Source organism: Pseudoalteromonas sp. Angola-30 (genome assembly GCF_028599215.1).
In the GTDB taxonomy this organism is placed as follows: Bacteria; Pseudomonadota; Gammaproteobacteria; order Enterobacterales; family Alteromonadaceae; genus Pseudoalteromonas; species Pseudoalteromonas atlantica.
This window is the reverse complement of sequence record NZ_JAQREI010000020.1, coordinates 1-23,911: the sequence shown is the minus strand read 5'-3', so window position 1 is coordinate 23,911 and position 23,911 is coordinate 1. Positions and strand designations below refer to the sequence as shown.

The window sequence follows — 23,911 nt, the reverse complement described above, 5'->3', positions numbered from 1 at the left end:
AGAATAACTACACTGTGAAATTTTTGCCTTGTTATAGAGTTGTTTTTCTATCGCTATAACTGCTTACTAATCCAATACAATTGGTATCATGCAAAAAAAGCACCTTAGGGTGCTTTTTTTATGCACACAATTTAGTATAGATGTTGCAAAATGCTCACGCTTATTGGCGCTTTATAAGTCGTTTTTTGAGTAGTAATCAGTTAAAATGCCCGCTTCTAAGCTAGCTCATAAACTGAGGAAATTAAACTACAATGGATACTCATCGTCCTATTCGTCGCGCACTATTAAGTGTGTCTGATAAAACCGGTATTGTTGAATTTGCCCGCGCACTAGAAGCGCAAGGTGTAGATATTTTATCAACTGGCGGTACCTGCAAACTCCTTGCTGATAACGGCATAAAAGTGACTGAAGTATCAGATCACACAGGTCATCCTGAAATCATGGATGGTCGCGTAAAAACCCTTCATCCTAAAATTCACGGCGGTATTTTAGCGCGCCGCGGACAAGATGAAAGCGTAATGGCAGATAATAACATCTCTGCTATCGATATTGTTGTAGTTAACTTATACCCCTTTGCGAATACTGTCGCTCAAGAAAACTGCAGCCTTGAAGATGCTATTGAAAACATTGATATTGGCGGACCTACCATGGTTCGTGCAGCCGCTAAAAACCACAAAGACGTCACCATCGTGGTAAACGCAAACGATTACGAGCGCGTTATTAGCGAAATGCAAAGCAACAATGGCTCAACAACGTACAAAACACGTTTTGATTTAGCCATTGCCGCGTATGAGCACACAGCTCAGTACGATGGCATGATTGCTAACTACTTTGGCAAAATGGTGCCTGATTACACTGAAGAAGCCGCTGAAGAGACTAAATTCCCACGCACTATCAACATGCAGTTCACTAAAAAGCAAGATATGCGTTACGGTGAAAACTCGCATCAAGATGCAGCTTTTTATGTTGAAAACAACGTAAGCGAAGCGTCTGTTGCAACAGCTACTCAGCTACAAGGTAAAGCCCTGTCGTTTAATAACATTGCAGATACCGACGCCGCACTTGAGTGTGTTAAAGAATTTGATGTACCTGCATGTGTTATTGTTAAACACGCAAACCCGTGTGGCGTTTCAATTGGCGAAGATATTCTTAGTGCTTACGACCGCGCCTTTAAAACAGATCCAACCTCAGCGTTTGGTGGCATTATTGCCTTTAACCGCGAGCTTGACGCTGCAACAGCACAAGCCATTGTTGAGCGTCAATTTGTTGAAGTAATTATTGCCCCTAGCGTTTCAAGCGAAGCAGCAAAAATTGTTGAAGCTAAAAAGAACGTACGCTTATTAGCGTGTGGTCAATGGAGTGGCAAAGCAACTGGCCACGATATTAAACGCGTTAACGGCGGTGTTTTAGTACAAGACCGCGACCTAGGCATGGTTACCCAAGGCGATTTAAAAGTCGTATCTAAGCGCCAACCTTCTGAGCAAGAACTTAAAGATTTACTATTTTGCTGGAAAGTGGCTAAGTTTGTTAAATCAAACGCGATTGTATATGCCCGCGACGGTATGACCATTGGCGTAGGCGCAGGCCAAATGAGCCGTGTTTACTCAGCTAAAATAGCGGGTATTAAAGCCGCTGATGAAAACCTAGAAGTACCTGGCTCTGTAATGGCATCAGATGCGTTTTTCCCATTCCGTGATGGTATAGACGCAGCCGCAGCCGCTGGTATTACTGCGGTTATTCAGCCGGGTGGTTCAATGCGCGATGAAGAAGTTATCGCCGCCGCTGACGAAGCTGGCATGGCGATGGTATTTACCGGCATGCGCCACTTCCGCCACTAATCACACAAAGGGTTAAACACAACGTTTAGCCCTTTTTGTTTGCAATCAATTCACGTATTCTGGTTCAGCACCTATATAAAATGTTAAGGAACAAACGATGAAATTTGCACTAAAGTCACTACTTGTTGCCTCGCTTACGCTGACCTCAACAATGGCACTTAGCCATAACCATGAGTCAAGCCTTAGCCATGCTATTCAATCAAGCGAGCGTAGCGCTAAAAATAGCGCCCGCGATGAATACCGTCACCCTGAGCAAACACTGGCATTTTTTGGTTTTAAACCAACAATGACCGTGGTTGAAATTGCCCCTGGTGGTGGTTGGTACAGCGAAATTTTAGCCCCAGCACTTAAAGAGCAAGGCTTATATTACGCAGCGCATTTTCCGAGTGATTCATCGGTAGGTTACTACCAGCGCTCTTTAGCTGGCTTTAAGAAAAAAGTGGCCGAAGATGAGCGTTTTAGCAAAGTAAAAATTTCTGAGTTTGCCCCATTAACGCACACTGATATTGCCCCAGCCGGCACTGCCGACATGGTATTAACCTTTCGCAATGTACATAACTGGTACATGGGCAAAGACACTAAAGGCGCACTCAGTGCATTTAAGTCTTTTTATAAGGCTTTAAAACCAGGTGGCGTATTAGGTGTAGTTGAACATCGCTTAGATGAAAGCCGACCTGATGAGGACCAAAAATCAACCGGCTACATGAAGCAAAGTTACGTGGTCGATTTAGCTAAAAAAGCTGGATTTGAATTAGTTGCAAGCAGTGAGATTAACGCCAATCCAAAAGATACAGCCGATCACCCTAAAGGGGTGTGGACGCTACCACCTAGCTTACGCCTTGGCGAACAAGACGCTGATAAATACAAAGCTATTGGTGAAAGCGACCGTATGACGCTGAAATTTAAAAAACCGCTTTAAATAGGAATATTTCGCCATGAATGTATTAGTCATTGGCAGCGGCGGCCGCGAACACGCACTTGCGTTTAAGGCCGCTCAAAACACGAAAGTAAACACTGTATTTGTAGCACCGGGTAATGCCGGTACTGCACTTGAGCCAAAACTAGAAAACGTTGCAATTAACGTTGAAGACCTAGATGGCCTATTAAGCTTTGCGCAACAAAACAATGTAGAACTTACTATTGTTGGCCCTGAAGTACCGCTTGTATTGGGCGTTGTAGATAAGTTCCGTGAACACGGTCTCGCTATTTTTGGTCCAACAGCCGGTGCAGCGCAGCTAGAAGGCTCTAAGTCGTTTACTAAAGACTTTTTAGCTCGCCATGCCATCCCAACTGCTGATTACCAAACGTTTGAACAAATTGACCCAGCCCTTGCTTATTTAAAAGAAAAAGGCGCGCCAATTGTAATAAAAGCTGACGGTCTAGCTGCTGGTAAAGGCGTTATTGTGGCAATGGATGAGCGCGAAGCTGAAGACGCTATTCGCGATATGCTTGCCGGTAATGCTTTTGGCGAGGCTGGCAGCCGCGTCGTGATCGAAGAGTTTTTAGAAGGCGAAGAAGCCTCTTTTATTGTTATGGTTGATGGTAAAAACATTTTGCCATTTGCAACAAGCCAAGATCATAAGCGTGCATACAATGGCGATGAAGGTCCAAATACTGGCGGCATGGGCGCATACTCACCGGCACCTGTAGTAACCGACGAAATCCACCAGCGCATTATGAACGAAGTAATCGTTCCTACCGTTGAGGGTATGGCAAGCGAAGGTCATCCTTACACTGGCTTTTTATACGCAGGCTTAATGATAGATGCCCAGGGCACGCCTAAAGTAATTGAGTACAACTGTCGTTTTGGTGACCCTGAAACGCAACCAATGATGCTTCGTCTTAAATCAGACTTAGTTGAACTAGTTGAGGCGGCAAACCGCGAAGAGCTTGATAAAACAACCATTGAGTTTGACCCGCGCGCAGCCGTAGGTGTTGTACTTGCCGCTAAAGGCTACCCAGGTGATTACCCTAAAGGTGATGCAATATCAGGCCTTAAAGTTAACTACCCTGCTGATGAAAAAGTATTTCATGCGGGTACTAAGCAAGATGGCGAAAACGTTGTCACCGCAGGTGGACGTGTATTATGTGCAACGGCACTCGGCAATACCGTTACCGAGGCACAGCAACGTGCATACGAGCTTGTAAAACAAATTAGCTGGGAAGGTATGGAGTACCGCACCGATATTGCTTACAGAGCGATTGCCCGAGAGCAGTAGCCTGTAACTAAATTATTGGTTTAACTTAGGGCCTGTTTATCTTTCGAGATTAAATTTGCAGCAGTCTGTTTGGTATTTAGGCAAGGCAGAGCCTATGTAGTGTGGTTATTCCCCATAAATAGGCGATAACGCAGTATAAATACCAAGCACGCGCTGCACGAAGGTTCGTCCTAGGGACGATTAACTCTTTGTTGCTCGGTTTTTACTTAGCCCACTAGGTTACAAACCTCGCGCCACGATTAAATCGTCCCTAGTTAGAACAAATTTTAATCCTGAAGGATAAGCAGGCCCTAAAAATTTAACTAAAAAAGCGCAGTTTATATGCGCTTTTTTAGTGCTACACTAATTAAAAGATTTATTACAAGTATACAACGTTGGAAACGAAAACTTTACGTTATCATGCCGCGGCCATAGCCATACTGATTTTCATATTTTATATTATTAGCACACTCGCTTCTAACCTGGTTGTGCCGACTCGCTATACCATCGATAAAACCACGCCTGTATATTTAGACTTTGCCTACTACATAGATGAAAGTAAATCTCACACACTCAACGATATTATTTTAAATCCCGAGCTAATCACCCACCAGCCGTTAACCGATATTCAATGGAGCTTTAAGCAGCAAAACTATTGGCTATTTATAGACCTTGAAAATAAAAGCTTGGATGCTCAAGACATTGTTGCCCATTTTGATAACCCGATGGTTGATCACCTCAGCGTGTATCGGTTAAACAAAAGAAATGAGCTTATAGAAAGCTATAAATTAGGTGATAAAGTAAAGTCTCTCACGCTTTTCCAATATAGCGTACCGCATATACGTTTTGCACTTGAGAGTAAAACAACAGAGCGCTTAGCCATAAAAATAGATACAACGGGGATCAGCAAAACCCCAGTTAATTTGTATCGCCATAAAGAATTTGTTGATTTAGTTCGCTCGCAAACCGGCATTTGGGGCATATTTGCCGGCGTGTTATTAATGGCTGCTCTGTATAATTTAGTGCTTTATTTTGGGATTAAAGACCGCGTTTATTTAGTTTATATAGGCTATATAATTAGTGCGCTGTGTTTAATGGGCATTGTAATGGGCTTTGGCTTTTACTTGTGGCCCCTAGAGTGGCAATTGTACTTACACGAAAAAGTGATTTTTTCAAACTACGCAATGGCCTTTTTTACGCTCGCCTTTTGCACCATGTTTTTGCGCTATCACAAGGACAAATGCTGGCGCTATAAAATGAGTAAAGCGCTACTTATTTTAATATCTTTATTATCAATCACCACTTTATTTATACCCGAGTACATTGCAGCACCCATCTTTTTTTGTGTATTAAGCTTGTTATATATTACGTGTGTTATTTTAATTTATAACAAACTACGCACGGGCTTTAGGTGGGCGAAGTTTTACGTTTTTTCGTGGGTTCCCCTCATTGTTGGCGCGGCAATACAGCCGTTAGAATTAACGGGCTATTTGGATTATAGCTTTGCGATTCGTCACGCGTTTTTAGTGGCTATATTGTGTGAAGTTATTTTAATGGCTATGGCACTTGCCGATAGAGTGCGCTACCAGCGCGAGCGTGCGCTTTATCATGCTACACATACTCAGCAAACTAAATTACTTAACAGTGCCAAATTAAAACAAGCGTTTATGAGCTTACAAGCACAGGGGCGAAATACCACCTTGTGTTTAATTAAAATTCGCCATTTTAACTCGCTCAATACCATTATTACCCCATCGCAGGGCTACACTTTAATAAAGCACGTGGCTAAACAAATAGAGTTAGAGCTTAGCCATGAGCGCGAATTTACCAACCTCGATACAGATTTTAATAACAGCCCCCGCTTAGCCGACTTAGGCAGCGGGGTATTTGCCTGCATATCTACTAAAAACCAAAACCAGGAGTCACTTGAAGGGGCCTTAATTAAAGTTATAAATAGCCTGCCCAAGCAATACGAAATTCAAGGTTTAAACTTACAACTTACCTATAACATAGGGATTAGTAGCGCAGCCCACAGTGACGACTTTGAATACTGGACAAAACGGGGTTACTTGGCACTTAAAAAAGCTAAAAGTAATAACGATTTAGTAGTAAGCGCTTCTAACGGCAGTAATATATTAATGGATGTAGCATTAGCTGCTAAATTACAAAAAGCAATTAAAGACAACCAACTAGCGTTGTATTATCAGCCTCAAATAGGGTTGAACTTTAATCAAGTATGTGGCGCCGAAGCGCTGCTACGTTGGCCCGACCCGGCTTTTAAAGGCGTATCGATAGAAGAGCTGATCACCCTTGCTGAGCACACAGGTATTATTAACGAGCTTACCTTATGGGTTATTGAGCAAGCCTGTAAAGATATCCTCAAACTAACCGAGCAAGGCTATAACGATCACCCAATTAGCGTAAATTTAAGTGCTAAAAATCTGTCGATTAAAAACCTAGCCGAAAAAGTCGAAAACGTCCTTATAAAATACCAAGTTCCGGCGCAGCTTCTTAAGTTTGAATTAACGGAGTCAGCATTAGTCGAAAGCCACGAAGCGCTTATTTCATTGGTTAATGAGCTTTCTGATTTAGGGGTGCGCGTGGTCCTTGATGACTTTGGCACTGGCTATTCATCGCTAAGTTATTTGGTTAATTACCGCTTTACGGAGCTCAAAGTAGATAAATCGTTTGTATTTGATTTAACGAATAACACCGCCAATAAAGTGATTGTGCAAACCGCTATAGATATGGCACATAACCTAGGGCTATCTATAACCATGGAAGGCATAGAAACCCAAGATGTGCATCACTTATTAAAAGAAATGGGCGCCGACAGAGCGCAAGGTTACCTATACGCTAAGCCACTCCCCCTAGATGACTATTTGTATTTCTTAAAAAGCCAATACAGTTTAAAGATGTTAAACTCCACGTTTTAATATCAACATCTTTAGGGGCCAAGTAAAGATGCAAGGCACTTTGCGTAAATTAAAATCGAGCTTAACAGAGCCGGTTCAATATCATCTTCCTGTGGGCGACAACCTAGTCGACCTAAACGCACTCATTGGTAAAGAGTTAACGCTGACGTTTAGCGGTACCATTTTATGCTCAAACTGTGGCAAAAAAACCAAAAAGAGTTACTCGCAAGGCCACTGTTTTGTGTGCATGCGCAAGCTTGCCAGCTGCGATATGTGCATTATGAAACCAGAAACCTGCCATTACGATAAAGGCACCTGTCGCGAGCCGCAATGGGGCGAAGAAAACTGCATGATCCCGCATTATGTGTATTTAGCCAATACCTCTGGGCTTAAAGTAGGCATTACTCGCCATACGCAAATACCGACACGTTGGGTTGATCAAGGCGCCACTCAAGCACTGCCTATTTTTAAAGTACAAACACGTTTGCAATCAGGTTTAGTTGAGGTGGCATTGGCCGAGTTTATTGCCGATAAAACCAATTGGCGTAACATGCTAAAGGGCCAAAACGAAGCCATTGATCTTAAAGCCGCCGCGACAGAGCTGATCCCGCAAATTAGCGATAAATTAAACGAGCTAAGCGAGTTATTTGGTGCCACAGCCATAGAGCAACTTGATGAAGACGTGGTTGATTTAAACTTTCCGGTAACAGAGTACCCCACTAAAATTAGCTCGTTTAATTTTGATAAAAACCCAGTAGTAAGCGGCGTGCTGCAAGGTATAAAAGGTCAGTACTTAATTTTTGATACTGGCGTTATTAATGTGCGTAAATTTACCTCATACGAGGTAACAGTAGGGTAACTATGCTAAACAGCTTTCCACAGTTATTAATTGTTTATAATGAGCTTGAAATAGCGCACGATAAACAAGAACAAGAAGCGTGTTTGCACAGCGTTACGCAAAGTGAGCTTAGTAATGTGCGCGTGTTAAACAAGCAAGGTGAGTACGTTGACCTGCAAGGCGCTGCATGCGCCCCTCTTTCACAGGAGCAGCTAGCACAACTGGTCACCACTTATTTATTAAATGAAGGGCAATGCTGCCTTGGCAAAATTAAAACCCTTAATACCAAGCAGGCGTTTGATTTACTAGGTTTATAACCCTTTAGTTATACCAATTCGCTTAATTAAGTATTATTGCGGATTGGTATTAGTACTCACTAAGCACTTTTATATGCGCTACAGCACTTCTTCCTAATGCTGATAGCGCATAGCCCCCCTCAAGGTAAGATATAACACCTTTGCAGCCACTCTCTTTTGCAACGTCGCATAATTGCTCTGTAAGCCAGCTGTAGTCATCTTCTACAAACTTTAAACTTGCCATGTCATCTTCTAGGTGGGCATCAAACCCTGCACTGATAAATAACAGCTCTGGCTTAAAGGCTTTTAATTTTGGCAACCATTGGGTATTAAACACTTCTTTTAAATCATCGCCACTGCTGGCAATTGGCAAAGGGGAATTAACTACGTGGCTGTTATTTTTTACGGCTGTGTTTGGGTAAAATGGGTATTGAAATAACGAACAAAGTAATACGTTTTCATCGTTTATAAATATGTCTTGGGTGCCATTACCATGGTGTACGTCAAAATCAGCTATTGCTATACGCTTAATGCCTTTGCTTTGAGCATACTTAACTGCTATTGCTAAATTATTAAATACACAAAACCCAGAAGAAGCGTGTGCATTGGCATGATGCCCTGGCGGGCGTACAGCGCAAAACGCCGCATCGAGTTTATCTGCGAGTATTTCATCTACAGCCAACAACCCTGCTCCTACGGCCCGCTCTACCGCTTTAAACGAATCAGGGCAAAGCCAGGTGTCGCCATCAAGGTTATGTAGCCCCTGCTCAGGAACTAAGCGCTCCACAAGGTTAACTAATGACTCATCATGGGCTAATAAGTAATGCTCACGCTGCGCTTTAGGCGCTTGTAGATGCGTTAAGCCAATATCTACCCCACTTGCCAAAAGTCTATCTGCAATAGCGTCTAGGCGCTCTGGGCACTCAGGATGATCGTCAATCATTTTATGTTTACGGCAATGAGGATGTGAAATAACTGCAGTACGCATAAACGCTCCTTTAATGTGAGTGCTTAATATAACAAAGCCACCTTACGGTGGCTTTGCGACTTTGGTGTATAGCATCACTACTTAGCTTTTAAATTAAGGTTTCTAAAATCAAAACTAAAGTCTGTTACCGCTGTTGATACCGCACGCATTTTTGCGCTATTAACACGGTTGTTTGCGCCCATATCAAAACGAATAAACGCATCGGCCTCGAGTAGCTTTTCATCCCACTTAACAATAAACGTATTACCTGTGTAATGCTCAAGCGTGCCTTTTAAGCGTTTGGTATGGGTAAAATCAATACGTAGTTTGCCATCTAGTTGCTCAATAATTACATCGCCGTACCAATCGTCATGTAACGTGCCGGTGTAATTTATATTAGGTAACTGTGGCTGGTAATCTGCTGGGGTGTCGGGTTTTGCATTGGCGTAGGCTTTTTGTTTACTCGCAAAATGTTTTTTAGCCAACTCTTCAACCCAGTCTTTATCTTCAAGTTCAAGGGCATCTTCAAGCACTTCGTGGGTTACTGCCGAAAGTGCACTAAATGCTTGCTGATTAGATAAAATAACAATGCCGAGCTTTTTCTCAGGCAATAATGTAACTTGCGACACCATACCTAAAATGCCCCCGCCATGGCCTAGCTTTTTAAAGCCGTGGTAATCTTCAATGCTCCAACCTAGCCCATAGCCTCTAAATTGCTGATGATAGGCCTCATACGCACTTTTAGAAGCCATAGAGGTAATATGCGGGTGCCACATTTGCGCTTGCTGTTTTTCACTAAATAGTTGCTCGCCGCTTGGCATTTTTCCGCCAGCTAACTGCGTTAGTAACCATTGGCTCATATCGTTTACGCTTGATGCAATAGCCCCTGCGCCTCTAAAGTCTTCTAGGTAGTTAACAAAAAAAGGATTGAGCTTACCATCCATTGGTATGTGGCCAATTGCCCAGTTTTTATTGCTTTTTGGAATACGCGAAAAGCCCGCGCGCGAGTTATCCATGTGCAAAGGCTGTAATATATTTTTTTCGATGTAATCGTTCCAGCTCATACCTGATACACGTGCCACCACTTCGCCTGCGGTTACAAACATTAAGTTGTTATAGGCATACTGGCTGCGAAAGCTGCTGGCTGGCTTTAAATACTGTAGGCCGGCTAAAATATCCTCTATAGATTTATCAGTACTTGGCCAAATCATTAAATCGCCCTGCCCAAGCCCTAAGCCACTGCGATGGCTTAATAAATCACGAACACGCATTTCGCGGGTGACGTAGGAGTCGTACAACCTAAACTCAGGTAAGTGGTCAATTACCCTGTCATCCCAGCTTAACTTACCTTCATCAACCAACTTAGCCAGCGCTGCACTGGTAAACGCTTTTGTGTTTGAGGCAATACCAAAAAGTGTGTCTTTGTTCACTTTTGCATTTGTATTGAGGTTGCTTGTCCCAAACCCTTTAGCAAATACAACTTTATCGTCTTGCACAACCGCTACCGCCATACCCGGTACGTCAAAGCGTGCCATTGAGGTGTTAATGACCTCTTCTAAGTCCGTGGTATTAATTTGTGCCCAACTATTAAAAGTGGCACTGGCAAGCAACGCTAAACTGGCTAATTTAGTGAGTTTCATGGTTATCCTTATTATTTTTGGTGCACTGCAAATTCAATATCAGCACGCTCTTTATTTGTATCGGGCTTATGCGGCCGATTAAGTATTGCATCACTGTATTCTTTTGGTACGCCCGCCTCAAGCGCCCCGCGATGAACGTGCTGAATATACCAGTCGTATGGCAGTACATCGTTATCGTGGGTGTTAGCAATATAGCAATGGGCCTCTATTTGCTCACCATCTAACAAAGTGGGCTTAATAGCCACGCAATCGTAGCCTGGGCCTTCTATGGTATCTAAAATTGCTTTTTCGGCTTCATCAAGTTCATACACCACGCCATATACCAAGGCGTTTTTGTCATCACTTTTTTGAATACTGCACTTGCCCGAGCCATCTTTAAATAACATATTAAACGTAAGCTCGTAGCCTTTTAGTACAGCTGTGCCAACTCGCTTTGCTTTTGGCAAACGCGCAAGCAAGCGGTTAGAGGACATATTCGATCCAAACGAAAAATTATAAATAGGCATGACTTCTCCCTAGGGTTAAATTACTACACGAATGGCTAAAGCAATTAAAATAACACCTATACCCCGGTCAAACCAATAGCCGCTTTTTTGAAAAAACGCCCGTACACTGGGGTTTGACAATACTAAAGAAAGCATAGAAAACCACACCCACGTTGCCAAAGCCATATAAACCCCATACACAATTTGCACGCTAGTTGGTGTAGTTACACTAATAACTAAGGTAAATAACGACATAAAAAAGAGAGTGGCTTTAGGATTAAGCGCGTTGGTTAAAAAGCCACGCCTAAATGCATGCCATACGCTTTCTTGTGGGGTAGCTTTGTTTTCTATGTTGTCTGTTTTATTTACCGGTGGTTTGGCAGCCCTTAATGCTTGTACGCCTAAATAGGCTAAATACGCCCCCGCAACATACTTTAATGCCATAAATAAATTAGGCGATTGCGTTAAAATTAGGGCTACCCCTAATACGCAATATCCTACGTGTAATAAAATAGCAGCGCCCACGCCAGCGCTTGTCCATAGGGCGTTACGCCTGCCCTGCTGTATACTTTGTTTGAGCACCACGGCAAAGTCGGGGCCTGGGCTGGCTACTGCAAAAAAGTGGGCGATGGCAATCAGTAAAAATTCGTCTAAGTAGTTCACAAGTATCCGGTTTAAGTTGGTGCATAGGCAAGCAATAGCGGATTAGCAGAGTTATCAACTAATGCTTTGATCTCTTTTTGGGCTTTTTTAAATTGGCTGCGCAAATGTGGCTTTAAATGTTTTTTAGAGTCACGATCGTTTTTAAAATAACTAATCAGCGCGTGCATAAATACGGTATGAGTTTCGCTGAGCTTCGCTTCACGATTAGCATAAGGGTTATAGCACGAGCCACACCCGCCTTTAAATTGATACACAGTGTTGCTCATCATTACCCCAAACCCTAAAAAACAGGCCAGCGCATCTGCCGCTTGTGGCAAGTAGTCTTTACCGCCTGGCGGTAACACCCCAACATGATGAATTAATACAGTAGCCAGCGTGCCGGCAAAGCTGGCTACTAAATCTTGCGGCTGATTAATTTGATTAGGATTAAACGAGACATTAATCGTATGGCTTGGCGGTACAATAAGTTGGCTTTGCTCTCCGCGTAAGTGTTCAGCAAATTCAAAATGCGGAAATACTTGCGGCTGTAACTGCTGTGGCGCAACTAATTGTATTGGCCACGCACTCATACCTGCGTAATCACGTACTCGTACAAATACCTTAGTGGCCATTTCCTCAATACTCGATACCGAATCAGGAAAATGCGCCACCGTTGGCAATATTATTTGCGTGTGCTTGGTAAAAAATGCGGCATCAAAGTGCTCTACCGCCCAAATAAAGGTATCAATTAGCCACTGCTGCTCGGCTTGTTCTAGCAGCGGCTTTGATTTAAATAACGCTAACATAGTGTGCTCTTATTTTTGTTCAAGTGCCCAGTTCCAAGCTTGTGTATTGTATAAAGGCACAGTTGAAAGTGCGTGGTGGTGGCTGCCGCTCGACTCTTTAGTCGAGTACGATAAGTACAGTAATGTGCGGTTTTGTGCATCGTAAATACGGCGTACTTTTAGCGATTTAAATAAAATACTTTTTGATGACTTAAACACCACTTCGCCCGACTTACTGCGATCTATTGCTTGTAACATATCGGCTGTAATTGGCCCAGTTTGACGACACGCAATAGACATATCAGAGGGATCTGAAAAATCTAAGTCGGCCTCAATATGGCTAATATGGCACGTAACCCCTTTTACTAGCGGATCTTGCTGCGAATTTACCACTACATCTTTAGTAGTAAACAGCCCTAAGCTCACCGATGCAACATCATCTGAGCAGGCACTTAAGGTAACCACTGCACTTAATAGCACAGCTAAACGTTTAAAGCGGTGTGGAAATTTCATATTAATCCTTAATTTTGCTTTATAAGCGAAGGTTCACGTGACTGTTTTTATACTACCATCAAAAATTAATACAACTAAATTTAGGCCATTGAGGGGTTAGCGCACAGTTCAGGCTTTGGTACAATTATACGTACGCCCACGTAGTAACTCATAATAGGAAACGCGTAAATGCCGCACATTATTATTGAACACTCTGAAGATCTTCCTGTATTACCGCAAGTACTTGTTGAAAAAGTGCACAACGCGACTTTTCAAAGTGGTTTGTTTGACTTAGAAACCATTAAAACCCGCGCTATTGCTTATCAGCAATACCAACTAGGTGAAGGAAAAGAAGGGTTTATTCATATTGCGGCGCATATCATGGCCGGGCGCTCTATTGAACAAAAGCAAATGTTAAGCGAGAGCTTGCTTGAGTGCTTAAAAACTTATTGCCGAGATTCTGACAGCTTAAGCGTTAATATTTACGACATTCAACACGAAATTTACCGTAAAAATTAACCCGTTTAAAAACGCGTTTTTTTAACCTAAGCTTTGGATAATAAACCTCTTAACCAAAGCTTAGATTAACTAAGTTACAACGCGTTTTTTAGCTTAATGTTGTAACTTTTTAGAGTGTAAACTTACCCAGTAAGTCTTTTAATATATTCGACTCTTCATTTAGCCCATTGCATAGCTGCTCTGAGGTTTTCATATTTTGTTTTGTTTGCTCAGCAGAATCAGAAATCATCACCACATTTTGACTAATTTCTGAGGTAGCCAACGTTTGCTCGCGGGTGGCTGTAGCCACTGAGCTATTTAGCTCACTTAGCGTAACAATTTCTTGAGATATACCCGTTAAGGTACTCCCTGTTACTTTTAAACGTTCGGCGTTTTCTAGGGTATTTTTACTGCCAAGCTCTATAGCCGACACCGTACTTGAAGCCTTAGAATTTAACGTGTCTATCATTTCGTTAATTTGCTCGGTCGACTCTGCAGTACGCATAGCAAGGGTTCTTACTTCATCGGCTACAACGGCAAAACCACGACCGTGTTCGCCTGCCCGCGCAGCTTCTATGGCAGCATTGAGTGCCAGTAAGTTAGTTTGCTCCGATATTGCTTTAATAACATCAAGCACCTGCGTAATTGACTTTATCTCACCTGAAAGCTCAGTTACCGAGGCAACCGAGGTAGCCATGGCGTTTTCTAGCTGCTCCATTTGCTTTATCGTGCTATTTACAAACTCTACTCCTTTATGAGTCGCTTCTTCTGTTGAAGTCGCAATGTCAGAGGCGTTACTGGCACTGTTTGAAATGTCTTGTACGGTTACTTCCATTTCGTTAACGGCTGCCGCCACCGTTTGCGTGCTAGATGATTGTACCTCGGCCAAGTTAGCCGCGCCCTGTACTTGTACTAACACATTTTCTGAAATGCTTTTAACATGGTTTGCTGAGTCCGACACTTGCTTAAACATGCCATGTAACTGCTCTAAAAATAAATTAAAGTTAGCGGCAAGTTCTGATATTTCGTTGTTATCGTTAGTAGGCAGCCTTACGGTTAAATCGCCATCTTTTTTAGTTAACGCGCTCACTGCAGCAGTTATGTTTTCAATAGGTTTAAATATTTGCGACACTAAAACTCTGGCCAGAGCAAAACCAATAATGGCAATGATTACACCAAATAATAAATTGCTATTAATGGCACTATTTATTGGCCCGTATAACTGCTGCTCGGGCACTTCTGCCACTAAATGCCAACCTAATGACTCAATAGGCGTACTCGACACAACATAATCTTCACCTGCCATTGTTTTACTAATAATGGCGCCATTTTTAATATCGTTAATATTAATTTTTTGACCCATTTTACTTCTGTCACTGTGAAGCATTACCTCACCTTCATCAGAGACCAAATACACCACACCGGCTTCGCCAATACGGTATTCGTTAATTAAGTTGATCATAGAATCGAGCGAGCGCCCCACGCCGGTAATGGCGGTACGCTCGCCGTTAATTTGCAGTGCATAGTTAATAAAAACTACCATGCTATTTGTGGTTTTATCTATATCCAGTGCTATTTCAAAGGGTCTTTTAGAGGATAAAAACTGATCAAACCATACATCTTCGCTTCTATCTATCTGTCTAGATATGCCAATATCGGTGTAATAGTTGTTGGTATTTTTGGAAATTATATAAGCAATAACTGCGTTGTTATCTTTTTTAATACTGGCTAAATAATTAATATAATCGGTTCTTGCTTGCTCACTCTCACCGTTACTTAGCCACTGTTTAACAAAGCTGTTTTGCGCAATTTCTTTGGCAACAATTATAGGAATGGCAAGTTCGAGTTCAATTTTGCTTTTTACTTCACTCAGTGCGGTGGGTAAATCAACCTTTGCGAGCTTTTCATCGGTATGATTTTGAATACTATTTGAAAATAAAAATGTAGAAACCGCTAACGGCACAACAATAGCCAAAATAAGACTAATATAAACTTTTTGTTTAAGTAACATACGATACCTGTAAATGGATAAAGGACTTAACAAACAATTGCTTAGAATAAATATAGGATCGGCTGAGCAATAAGCCCAATAATTAGAAAATAGAACATAAAAGAAGAGCGTGTATTTTAATTTAATCCACCACAGGAAAGCGAATTAAATTTTAAAGGCGCAAGGCTAGCAACACTAACCTCGCGTAAGGTGCACTAGGGTGAATCGGGCCACTCTTGCTCGTTAATTATCCCTTGCGCAATCAGGTTTTTTCTTAATTGGCTAATAGTGTGTTTTAACTCGTCACGAATAAGCCTAATGGCAGGCGTTATAAGCTGGCGGCTAGGCAGTACTAACCACATTTCAGTGAGGGGGATTTTGTAATCGGGCATTAACCTTTTTAGCCTGCCAGCTAATAAATCTTCAGCTACATCAATGGCCGATTTTTTGGCTATCCCGGTGCCATCAACACACCAACGCCTTACTATATCGCCATCGTTAACGGCGCGGTCGCTGCTCATTTTAACCTTGTATTTTTGGTTATCGTTATACAGCTCCCACCCATCATGCACTACCTCGTAGAGCTTATATAAAAGGGCATTATGATTCAGTAGGTCATCTGGCGTTAACGGCTCACCGTGCTTTTTAATGTAATCTGGCGAGGCGCATAGCACGTGTGCTATGTTACAAATTTTAAAGCCGTATAAATTTAGCTCCTGTGCGGCCTCTTTAGTTAAGGCGCGCAGCGCAACATCAATTCCATCACGGTAAAAATCAGCGCGGCTGTCGCTTGCTTGTAAGCGCAGCGTCACTTCACTGTGTTTATCCATAATATTATTTAGCAATACCCGCATAAGGTTGCGCCCCATTTCCGATGACACTGCTATTCGCACTTCACCACTAATAGATTGCTGCTCCTCATGAATAAGCACTTGCCCTTGTTGCAATAAATCGAGAGCCTGCTGACACAGAGGTAAATACCGTTCCCCTTCGGGCGTGAGGCGAATTTGCCTTGTTGTGCGTACAAATATTTGTGCCCCAAGCGCCTGCTCTATTCGCTTTAATGAGACACTTGCAGCCGATGAGCTCATATCTAATTGATTTGCAGCAGCTGTAATTGATTGCAGCTCAGCCACTTTGAGTAATACTTGTAAATCAGCTATTTTCATCAAACCCTCTTATTGCATAAACCAGCATGCGTAACTATAGCGTTATTATCCACGTTTTTGCGAAAGTGTATTTAACTTATGCCCATTTATTGACTGAATTTTAAGCCGTACTATAGCGCTATACCAACTTAACGGAGCTTTTAAATGAAATTTTTACTAAACGCATCAACTCTTGCACTGGTTGCAACACTTATATCAACGCCAGCCTCTGCAGAGCAAAGCACATCACAAGTTGTTGCTGCAAGCAATATTGACTGGGGTTACTTAAACCCGCTACGTGGTGATAAAAGCCCTGGCGCTGCAGATTTATGGGGAAACCGCACAACCGACACTGCAACAGGCATGTTAGTACGCTTTAAAAAAGGCTTTGAATCTCCGCCGCACATTCACAACATTACCTACCGCGGTATCGTTATTGAAGGGCAAATGCATAATGACGACCCAACAGCCGAAAAAATGTGGATGCCAGCGGGTTCGTTTTGGACACAACCTGCAGGTGAAAACCACACCACTGCAGCCAATGCTGAAACAAACTTAATTTACTTAGAAATCGACTCAGGGCCGTACTTAGTTAAACCAACTAATGCCCAGTTTGATAATGGTGAGCGCCCGTTAAACCTACATGCAGACAACATAGTATGGTTAAACAGCAGCGATTTAAACGACATTAACGCCCAAGGCGTGCAAACCACCTACCTTTGGGGAAGTACAGCCGATATGAACGGCTCAATGATTAAACTTCCTGCCGGCTTTAAAGGTGAAATAAAAACAGATGCAAGCGAATTTCGTGCTGTTGTTATAGCCGGCGCCGTAGAGTACAACTCAAGCGAGCAAGATAAAGCGCAAAACCTAAGCGCAGGCAGCTATGTAGAATCAACCGGTAACTTTACCCACACGATTGAGAACACTAGCGACAAAACAGCCACTATTTACATTCGTACTAACAGTAAGTACCAAGTAGATTAATTGGTTAAAGCCTCTAGCAAGCCATTGCTAGAGGCTACTTATTCACCTATTTAAATCTTTATATGCAAATCCAGCCATCGCCTTTCGATATTAAAATACAAGCATAAAAGAAACACTGAGTGTTAAAAAATACGAAAAAGAGGTAATCGAAAAGTCTCGTGCCTACACTCCAGCCAAGCTCACGCAATCAGTGAACAGCAAACTAGAAAAAATAACTTATCTACACAAATAGCCCACGCAGCAGGGTTAAAGCCCATGAACTTTTAACAATTGCCAAAGTATTAGAGCGTAAAGCAGACAAGCGCCCTACACTAGATAGTAAATGGCTTGGTCGAGAAGGTAGTATTTATACAGTAAAAGGTAAAGGCCTCAGGCATAGCTACGCACAAGAAAGAATGGATGAGCTAAAAAAATTAGGCTTGGGTAGAGCAACAGCTCTCGAAACTGTGTCACAAGAGCTCGGTCATTTCAGGGCTGAAATTACTGAAGTTTATTTGAGGTAACTATTCTTTTAGTTTGTATATTTCATTTAGTTAAAATCTTATTCTATCTTAAGTTATTTGAGGTCATCGAATTGTATACAGGCATCATGAACAAATCTTAAGATGATCACCTCACAGAACAAAAAGCTCGTCTCTAACTCAAATTGAAACAGGGGCATCATTTTGCTCAGGATCCAATGAGAAATGATCAAAAGGATATCGCCTAAACCTTTTTAACATATCATACGTAAATTCATTTGAGCTTATTACTGCGTCTAGCCCCTCTTGATCATAAGTATCATTTAGGAGCATAACTTTTTCTACCTCACCTATTGGCTGGATAATTAGCTCTTCAAATTGAGAGCTTAGTTCAATTATATTAACCTCATCATTTAATTTAGCCGCGTTTACTACACATATAATACCTAACGCATATGTTTCATTTTCTTTTAATTCTTCAAAGCTATTAAGTTCTATGAAAATCCCTTCAAAATAGTGTGCGTACTGTTTAACCCATTTTTGAAATTTATTATCTCTAAGTGCGTTACCAATACGATTTACTAATTCTTCAGGAAGAGCCAGACGATTATATTGCGCAACCTTCCATCTAAGTAGCGAATTGAGAGAATCAAGTAATAATTTTGAAGTTGGTTTGGTATGCAAAAGGAGTGCTCTATTGAAAGACACAGCGCCATTCATGTTAATATCAAACTTACTTTTATCATGTACAAGAACCATTTTCCTTGGATCTATGATTTTAGCATTTGAGTTTTTAGCCTTTGGGTTAAGAAAACAGACCTGTGCTTCTACATTAGGTAATACTTCAAAGTCACCATATACAACATCACAGCTCATGCTAATAATAATAATATGAGCAACTGGATTATCGGGTAGCTCAGGGATAGGAATCCCGTGTTCATTTGCTGCTGCCAATAACTGTTGGCAGCTAATTACACTTCCTTGTCTCCATTCTAGTTCCAGAAGTATCTGTCTTGAATCGGTAGGATTATCCATTAATAAACACTTCTCCCGACAGTGAATTAATGTCATTCATCGAAGAGATTGGTTTATTTGACCTCTCTAAGCCTTTTTCATTTTGGTTAGCAAGAATTCTTGCATGCTCAACTATTCTGGGACGATCTAAATTATCCTGAGTAAGTAATTCTATGTATGATTTTCCGTCTAATATGACACTTTTAGCTTTGCGACCAAAAGGCTTAGAGCTGAAGTTAGAGATCTCTTGAGCAATTGAAAATACCTCCTGCAGCCTTTTAAAAGTTGCATCTCCTTTTATATCTCCACCTTTTTTCCAGTTATATACTGTAGCTCTTTTAACTCCAATGACTTGCTCTAAATCAGAAACACTAACACCAAGAGAGGAAAATATTGTATGTAACATATCTGTTGTTGAAATTGGTTTTATATTTTTATTCTCTTGATAGCTTAATGGCTTTAAATTAGAAATTGTTACTACCGATACATCACCACTTCTCAATGCAGTAAATCTAGTAGTATCAGGCTGTTGTGAATCCCAACCATTAAGTAAAATTTGCTTATTCTCGGCTACTTGAGCGTTTGCACTTGCGGCTGTTGCAGCTGTTAAAATTAGTACGCCAGCTTTAACTAAGGTACTACTTCTACTTGATGAACTAATAGCAAATGAATTCATAAAACTTCTCCTATTTCCCTTTTATTCCAAACCTTTTCCGCATGAGCGCTTAATATGCCCCAGAAGATATCCGCACTATCTCCGTGCAATAATTGTAAAGATTTGTTTATCGTTTCGATAGACAGCCCCATCACCTCTTTTTCGTTGGGCAGCCATGAATGATCAACATCTAAAAGTGCATACTTACTGGGAGATGCAGTTTTCCAAATATCTTTAATGTTAACTGAGACACTTACTGGAGGGGGATCCTGTATATCACGAGGGAAAAGCTCAATGGTTCCGTTATCAGGAAGCCTTTCTTCCAGTTCAACTCTAATAATTCCATGATCTGTTTGCCTTTGCTGCCTAAAAGTATTCAGAGTACTTAACTGACTGGCTCTGTGTGTATGTGAAATCCACTCTTCACTTATGTAATCTGTATATTGTTCGTCTTGCTGAGGTAGAAAAACATCAGTATATCGAAGCCCCATTCGACGCATCCCAGCGTTTTTTGCTTGCGGGAAGCTATTGAAAAAGGCTTCAATTATTAGTGTCCAAAAATCTTTAAACTCATCAAAGTGCTTGTAATCAGTTGTTCGAAAACATAAAGACTCTGTAGTTAGAATTACACTTTTATTGCGCTGCAAACTCAGAAAGTCAAAACGTTGATTCTTATGAGTCTTAAACTCAAGATGCCCTTCGGTAGTTGGTTGAGCTTCAACTTGATTAAGTTCTGATTCATGAAAAATTGATAGTCCAAGATCAAAAAGAGAACTTTTAAAATCCTCTAAACCTTGCTCTATTTTTTTCTTCGGGATAGTCGTGAATCTCAAATCGACCAAAGCCATTACTAATGGAGAATGCTCCAAAATAAACTTATTCATACGCTACAACTAAATTGACAGTGAATTTTACAGTTAAATATACACCTTATTATACACTTTACCAATAGATCTATATAAAGTGTTAACTATTTCGTTCTTATTATATAGAAATAAAAAGTAGCGCAGAGGTAGCACAGGGTAATTTCTGTTAGTAGGTATTTACTTGGAAAGCTTTGAAAAGTGGTGGCCCCTCCCAGACTCGAACTGGGGACCTAACGATTATGAGTCGTGTGCTCTAACCAACTGAGCTAAGGGGCCAACTTTGTATAACTACGAGGTAGTTAATTTTTGAAGCGTTTAGCCACTGAGCGACTAAAGCGGGTTGCAGTATAAAAAGTTTTTTAAGGCTTGTCACTAGCAAAAACCTTTATTTTAACAATCAGTAAGCTGACTGCTTAAATAGTAATCTTTTTGCATGCGAATAGGCAGGAAATAACAGAAAAATAAACACAGAAGTATGTAAGCCGCTTTTTTACAATTTTAATAACTATAAAAAAGTGGCCGGCTCACATTGAACACACCACACATTATTTTTTAGCAATAATGTAGATAGCGTGAATTAAACCAGGGAAGTAACCCAGTAAAGTTAGTAAAATATTTAGCCAAAAATGCATACCTAAACCAACTTGTAAAAATACACCCAGTGGCGGTAATAAAATCGACAGTATTATACGAATGATATCCATGATGTAGCTCCTTTAAAAATGACAAGCAAAAAGCCCAGCTAAGCTGGGCTTTTTAGTATAGTGTATTATTCAGCAACAATAGTTAGTTCATCTACTACGTCACGAACATCTTCAGCATTTTTAGCAATTTTTACTGCTAACTGCTTTTCAGCTTCTGTTTCAACAGAACCTTTAAGTTTTACTATACCGTTGTCGGTATCAACGTCGATATCTGTACCGTCAACTTCTGAGTCAAATAAGAAACGTGTAGTAATTACTGTGGTGATTTTAGCGTCAGTTAAGTCGTTATCATCATCATCCATAGTGTCACGATCTTTGTCGTCCATATCCATGTTTTTCACAACAGTTAGGTTGTTTTCTACATCAGATACGCCATCTAGGCTAATTACAAGTTCTTCAGCTAGCTCTTTATCAAGGTCGCTGTTTACTTTACCTGTAAGTACTACCTTGCCATTTTTTACATCAGTGTTAATGTCAAAGTTGTTTAGATTAGTGTTCATAAGAAGCACTGTTTCTGCCTTACCATCAATCCAAGCATCTTTACTTTCATTTTCCCAAGTGCCCGCTTGAGCACCCATAGCTGTAGTACCTAGAACTAAAGCCGCAATCATAGATTTGTTGAATGTTTTCATAATCTTTCTCCTTTTGATTAAAGACACTTTTATATATGCGAGCTTTAGGCCAACTTTATTAACTCTTTAAATTCATGGAGTTAGCTATTTTATTAGGTATAAATAAAAATACCTCCGAGTAAACATTTACAGGCTATTAGGTAAAACTTTCTTAAGTGGTGAAAATAACGATTATATTGCTGTTTTGGTTAATCTATCGTTAATATAATAAATTAAGCGGATTTATTAAATAATAAGCCATTGATATATAAATAGTTAAGTTTTGGTACACCACTTGCTATGTACAGTGGTAACTCATATAAAAAGGATTATTCCCATGTCTGTAAAAATTGAAGACCGCCCAATAGAGCAAGTTCGCGAACAAGTGATAGATCAACTTATTTATAACTACAGCCATGGCGTTATTTCAGCTGAAGCCTTTGAAAGGCGCTTAGACAGTGCAATGGAAGCAACCGATAATATCGCGTTACTTAATTTAGTAGAGGATTTAACCCTTACTACGGATACCCAGTACAGTGCTCAAAAGCAAACGCAATTTGCCCCTAACTACAGCGCCCAACAAGCGGATGAAGAAAACTTAACACTGCGAAGCATTTTAGGCTCAAGCGAGCGTAGCGGCCAATGGGTGGTGCCTAAAGATATTTATATTCAAAACTATATGGGGTCGATTGTTTTAGATTTTACTGATGCCATTTTTGCCCACCAACATGTTACCGTGCATGTAAATTGTATTTTTGGCAGCGAAGAAATTTACGTACCAGAGCACGTCAATGTAGTTTCTAAAATGTTTTGTATATTAGGTAGTTTTGAAAACAAAACGGTGTCGCTTAATAAGCGCCAAGGCCCCACAATTAACCTAGAAGGTAAAACAGTTTTAGGTTCGGTGGAAGTAAAAGTTAAACGCACCATTAAAGAAAAGTTTGTGAGTTTTGCTAATGATTTAAAGGCCCAGCTTGGGGTGAGTAATAAATAATACGGGTAAAAACACAATGGGTAGAAAAGCCATATTATGCGCTTTTCTACACCGTTAGTTACTGCCTATTTTATAAGTCGTTATTACGCTCGCTTGGAATGTCACTCATATACTGCACAAACTCAACCTCGAACCCTGCTGGGTCTAAGTAATATACGTTTTTTCTAAATGGGTTTTCTGCACCCTCTTTATCAATGCTAAATCCGGCGTGTTTTAAGCGCTGTATAACAGCGTCTAGGTTGTTTGTAACGTAGGCAAAGTGAGCCAGCCCGACTTGATGCCCTGCCAAATCTCTGTTTTTATGCTCGCCATTATCGCTTATAGCAATGTAATGGTTATCGTCGCCAAAATGTACCCAGCGCTTAGGTTTGCCATACCAGGTGTTATGCCCTTCACTTCTAATAGACCAGTAAGGAAAGGCTGCCTGGTAAAATTTAAGCATGGCATTTATATCGTTTACTACTAAATGTACGTGTTCTAATTTCATTATTATTTACCCTAGTTGATTGCTTAAACACAAGATAAAACCTCAAGCTAACTTTAGGTAAAGCACTTTTTTTATTTTTTAGTATTATTGGCGTGTATTGCCCTTGTAAGATTAATTTTTACAACAGTATGTTTGCTATAAGGACACGGAAGCTTTGCCTACATGGATGTAGGTAAGGGGCGTGAGCAGGACGCGGAAGCTTTGCCTACATGGATGTAGGTAAGGAGCGTGAGCAGGACGCGGAAGCTTTGCCTACATGGATGTAGGTAAGGAGCGTGAGCAGGACGCGGAAGCTTTGCCTACATGGATGTAGGTAAGGAGCGTGAGCAGGACGCGGAAGCTTTGCCTACATGGATGTAGGTAAGGAGCGTGAGCAGGACGCGGAAGCTTTGCCTACATG

23 protein-coding genes and 1 tRNA gene are annotated in these 23,911 nt (G+C 41.1%); 9 read left to right on the top strand and 15 right to left on the bottom strand.

The genetic code is table 11. The features are described from left to right. Positions 1-251: 251 nt before the first annotated feature. From purH to PSH54_RS18105, 6 genes are all read left to right on the top strand, one after another. Positions 252-1,838, top strand: a complete 1,587-nt coding sequence (gene purH, locus PSH54_RS18130; RefSeq protein WP_004588631.1) for a bifunctional phosphoribosylaminoimidazolecarboxamide formyltransferase/IMP cyclohydrolase — start codon at positions 252-254, stop codon at positions 1,836-1,838. 97 nt (positions 1,839-1,935) lie between these two features. Beyond that, complete coding sequence (locus tag PSH54_RS18125) at positions 1,936-2,757, top strand: class I SAM-dependent methyltransferase (RefSeq protein WP_024031417.1); 822 nt, start codon at positions 1,936-1,938, stop codon at positions 2,755-2,757. 16 nt (positions 2,758-2,773) lie between these two features. Then, positions 2,774-4,057, top strand: a complete 1,284-nt coding sequence (purD, locus tag PSH54_RS18120; RefSeq protein WP_024031418.1) for a phosphoribosylamine--glycine ligase — start codon at positions 2,774-2,776, stop codon at positions 4,055-4,057. Between the two features lie 374 nt (positions 4,058-4,431). Beyond that, a complete protein-coding gene (locus PSH54_RS18115) occupies positions 4,432-6,972 on the top strand; it encodes an EAL domain-containing protein (protein ID WP_273606771.1) in 2,541 nt (846 codons plus the stop codon). Positions 6,973-7,000: 28 nt separating this feature from the next. After that, positions 7,001-7,810: a DUF2797 domain-containing protein gene (locus PSH54_RS18110; RefSeq protein WP_273606770.1), complete on the top strand. Its 810-nt coding sequence runs from the start codon at positions 7,001-7,003 to the stop codon at positions 7,808-7,810. A 2-nt stretch (positions 7,811-7,812) separates the two neighbouring features. Next, positions 7,813-8,106 (top strand): hypothetical protein, encoded by a 294-nt coding sequence (locus PSH54_RS18105; protein ID WP_004588636.1) that lies wholly within the window; start codon positions 7,813-7,815, stop codon positions 8,104-8,106. A gap of 49 nt (positions 8,107-8,155) precedes the next feature. Here the strand turns inward: PSH54_RS18105 and PSH54_RS18100 are convergent, their stop codons facing one another. The 6 genes from PSH54_RS18100 to PSH54_RS18075 form a co-directional block, all read right to left on the bottom strand. After that, a complete protein-coding gene (locus PSH54_RS18100; protein WP_273606769.1) occupies positions 8,156-9,073 on the bottom strand; it encodes a histone deacetylase family protein in 918 nt (305 codons plus the stop codon). 77 nt (positions 9,074-9,150) lie between these two features. Further along, positions 9,151-10,692, bottom strand: coding sequence for a serine hydrolase (locus PSH54_RS18095; RefSeq protein ID WP_138579473.1), 1,542 nt, complete (start codon positions 10,690-10,692; stop codon positions 9,151-9,153). An 11-nt stretch (positions 10,693-10,703) separates the two neighbouring features. Next, positions 10,704-11,198, bottom strand: coding sequence for a gamma-glutamylcyclotransferase family protein (locus PSH54_RS18090; protein ID WP_029772759.1), 495 nt, complete (start codon positions 11,196-11,198; stop codon positions 10,704-10,706). 15 nt (positions 11,199-11,213) lie between these two features. Beyond that, the gene (locus tag PSH54_RS18085; protein ID WP_273606768.1) at positions 11,214-11,840 is read right to left on the bottom strand and encodes a LysE family translocator; all 627 of its coding nucleotides are present in this window, start codon (positions 11,838-11,840) and stop codon (positions 11,214-11,216) included. Between the two features lie 11 nt (positions 11,841-11,851). After that, positions 11,852-12,625, bottom strand: coding sequence for a hypothetical protein (locus PSH54_RS18080; protein WP_096740215.1), 774 nt, complete (start codon positions 12,623-12,625; stop codon positions 11,852-11,854). Between the two features lie 9 nt (positions 12,626-12,634). Continuing rightward, positions 12,635-13,117 (bottom strand): CreA family protein, encoded by a 483-nt coding sequence (locus tag PSH54_RS18075; protein WP_064387365.1) that lies wholly within the window; start codon positions 13,115-13,117, stop codon positions 12,635-12,637. 168 nt (positions 13,118-13,285) lie between these two features. On the opposite strand from PSH54_RS18075, the gene PSH54_RS18070 reads away from it, so the two are divergent. Continuing rightward, complete coding sequence (locus PSH54_RS18070; protein ID WP_004588643.1) at positions 13,286-13,615, top strand: 5-carboxymethyl-2-hydroxymuconate Delta-isomerase; 330 nt, start codon at positions 13,286-13,288, stop codon at positions 13,613-13,615. 109 nt (positions 13,616-13,724) lie between these two features. Here PSH54_RS18070 and PSH54_RS18065 read toward each other — a convergent pair whose 3' ends face one another. After that, complete coding sequence (locus PSH54_RS18065) at positions 13,725-15,605, bottom strand: methyl-accepting chemotaxis protein (RefSeq protein WP_273606767.1); 1,881 nt, start codon at positions 15,603-15,605, stop codon at positions 13,725-13,727. Positions 15,606-15,799: 194 nt separating this feature from the next. Further along, positions 15,800-16,753: a LysR family transcriptional regulator gene (locus PSH54_RS18060; RefSeq protein WP_256851377.1), complete on the bottom strand. Its 954-nt coding sequence runs from the start codon at positions 16,751-16,753 to the stop codon at positions 15,800-15,802. Positions 16,754-16,897: 144 nt separating this feature from the next. On the opposite strand from PSH54_RS18060, the gene PSH54_RS18055 reads away from it, so the two are divergent. Next, the gene (locus tag PSH54_RS18055) at positions 16,898-17,719 is read left to right on the top strand and encodes a DUF4437 domain-containing protein (RefSeq protein WP_273606766.1); all 822 of its coding nucleotides are present in this window, start codon (positions 16,898-16,900) and stop codon (positions 17,717-17,719) included. 641 nt (positions 17,720-18,360) lie between these two features. Here PSH54_RS18055 and PSH54_RS18045 read toward each other — a convergent pair. The 6 genes from PSH54_RS18045 to PSH54_RS18020 form a co-directional block, all read right to left on the bottom strand. Further along, on the bottom strand, positions 18,361-19,215 hold the full coding sequence (locus PSH54_RS18045; protein WP_273606765.1) for a hypothetical protein: 855 nt from the start codon (positions 19,213-19,215) through the stop codon (positions 18,361-18,363). Continuing rightward, positions 19,208-19,870 (bottom strand): hypothetical protein, encoded by a 663-nt coding sequence (locus PSH54_RS18040; protein WP_273606764.1) that lies wholly within the window; start codon positions 19,868-19,870, stop codon positions 19,208-19,210. The genes PSH54_RS18045 and PSH54_RS18040 overlap by 8 nt, the downstream gene beginning before the upstream one ends. Continuing rightward, positions 19,867-20,733 (bottom strand): TIGR04255 family protein, encoded by an 867-nt coding sequence (locus tag PSH54_RS18035; RefSeq protein WP_273606763.1) that lies wholly within the window; start codon positions 20,731-20,733, stop codon positions 19,867-19,869. The genes PSH54_RS18040 and PSH54_RS18035 overlap by 4 nt, the downstream gene beginning before the upstream one ends. Positions 20,734-20,914: 181 nt before the next feature. Continuing rightward, positions 20,915-20,991, bottom strand: a tRNA-Ile gene (locus PSH54_RS18030). Positions 20,992-21,260: 269 nt separating this feature from the next. Continuing rightward, a complete protein-coding gene (locus PSH54_RS18025; protein ID WP_004587604.1) occupies positions 21,261-21,419 on the bottom strand; it encodes a YqaE/Pmp3 family membrane protein in 159 nt (52 codons plus the stop codon). 65 nt (positions 21,420-21,484) lie between these two features. Then, positions 21,485-22,051 (bottom strand): BON domain-containing protein, encoded by a 567-nt coding sequence (locus PSH54_RS18020; RefSeq protein WP_004587605.1) that lies wholly within the window; start codon positions 22,049-22,051, stop codon positions 21,485-21,487. Positions 22,052-22,367: 316 nt separating this feature from the next. On the opposite strand from PSH54_RS18020, the gene PSH54_RS18015 reads away from it, so the two are divergent. Continuing rightward, positions 22,368-23,024, top strand: coding sequence for a LiaF domain-containing protein (locus PSH54_RS18015; RefSeq protein WP_024031434.1), 657 nt, complete (start codon positions 22,368-22,370; stop codon positions 23,022-23,024). Positions 23,025-23,094: 70 nt separating this feature from the next. On the opposite strand, the gene PSH54_RS18010 is transcribed toward PSH54_RS18015, so the two are convergent. Then, positions 23,095-23,511 (bottom strand): VOC family protein, encoded by a 417-nt coding sequence (locus PSH54_RS18010; RefSeq protein WP_004587607.1) that lies wholly within the window; start codon positions 23,509-23,511, stop codon positions 23,095-23,097. Between the last annotated feature and the right edge of the window lie 400 nt (positions 23,512-23,911).

Excerpts from the sequence above, each read along its gene's own strand:
- PSH54_RS18055 (WP_273606766.1), top strand. The coding sequence starts at position 16,898 with ATGAAATTTTTACTAAACGCATCAACTCTTGCACTGGTTGCAACACTT.
- PSH54_RS18095 (WP_138579473.1), bottom strand. The coding sequence starts at position 10,692 with ATGAAACTCACTAAATTAGCCAGTTTAGCGTTGCTTGCCAGTGCCACT.
- PSH54_RS18110 (WP_273606770.1), top strand. The coding sequence starts at position 7,001 with ATGCAAGGCACTTTGCGTAAATTAAAATCGAGCTTAACAGAGCCGGTT.
- PSH54_RS18020 (WP_004587605.1), bottom strand. The coding sequence starts at position 22,051 with ATGAAAACATTCAACAAATCTATGATTGCGGCTTTAGTTCTAGGTACT.
- PSH54_RS18065 (WP_273606767.1), bottom strand. The coding sequence starts at position 15,605 with ATGTTACTTAAACAAAAAGTTTATATTAGTCTTATTTTGGCTATTGTT.
- PSH54_RS18100 (WP_273606769.1), bottom strand. The coding sequence starts at position 9,073 with ATGCGTACTGCAGTTATTTCACATCCTCATTGCCGTAAACATAAAATG.
- PSH54_RS18010 (WP_004587607.1), bottom strand. The coding sequence starts at position 23,511 with ATGAAATTAGAACACGTACATTTAGTAGTAAACGATATAAATGCCATG.
- PSH54_RS18070 (WP_004588643.1), top strand. The coding sequence starts at position 13,286 with ATGCCGCACATTATTATTGAACACTCTGAAGATCTTCCTGTATTACCG.
- purH (WP_004588631.1), top strand. The coding sequence starts at position 252 with ATGGATACTCATCGTCCTATTCGTCGCGCACTATTAAGTGTGTCTGAT.
- PSH54_RS18125 (WP_024031417.1), top strand. The coding sequence starts at position 1,936 with ATGAAATTTGCACTAAAGTCACTACTTGTTGCCTCGCTTACGCTGACC.
- PSH54_RS18040 (WP_273606764.1), bottom strand. The coding sequence starts at position 19,870 with ATGAATTCATTTGCTATTAGTTCATCAAGTAGAAGTAGTACCTTAGTT.
- PSH54_RS18075 (WP_064387365.1), bottom strand. The coding sequence starts at position 13,117 with ATGAAATTTCCACACCGCTTTAAACGTTTAGCTGTGCTATTAAGTGCA.
- PSH54_RS18015 (WP_024031434.1), top strand. The coding sequence starts at position 22,368 with ATGTCTGTAAAAATTGAAGACCGCCCAATAGAGCAAGTTCGCGAACAA.
- PSH54_RS18105 (WP_004588636.1), top strand. The coding sequence starts at position 7,813 with ATGCTAAACAGCTTTCCACAGTTATTAATTGTTTATAATGAGCTTGAA.
- PSH54_RS18090 (WP_029772759.1), bottom strand. The coding sequence starts at position 11,198 with ATGCCTATTTATAATTTTTCGTTTGGATCGAATATGTCCTCTAACCGC.
- PSH54_RS18080 (WP_096740215.1), bottom strand. The coding sequence starts at position 12,625 with ATGTTAGCGTTATTTAAATCAAAGCCGCTGCTAGAACAAGCCGAGCAG.
- PSH54_RS18060 (WP_256851377.1), bottom strand. The coding sequence starts at position 16,753 with ATGAAAATAGCTGATTTACAAGTATTACTCAAAGTGGCTGAGCTGCAA.
- purD (WP_024031418.1), top strand. The coding sequence starts at position 2,774 with ATGAATGTATTAGTCATTGGCAGCGGCGGCCGCGAACACGCACTTGCG.
- PSH54_RS18025 (WP_004587604.1), bottom strand. The coding sequence starts at position 21,419 with ATGGATATCATTCGTATAATACTGTCGATTTTATTACCGCCACTGGGT.
- PSH54_RS18035 (WP_273606763.1), bottom strand. The coding sequence starts at position 20,733 with ATGAATAAGTTTATTTTGGAGCATTCTCCATTAGTAATGGCTTTGGTC.
- PSH54_RS18045 (WP_273606765.1), bottom strand. The coding sequence starts at position 19,215 with ATGGATAATCCTACCGATTCAAGACAGATACTTCTGGAACTAGAATGG.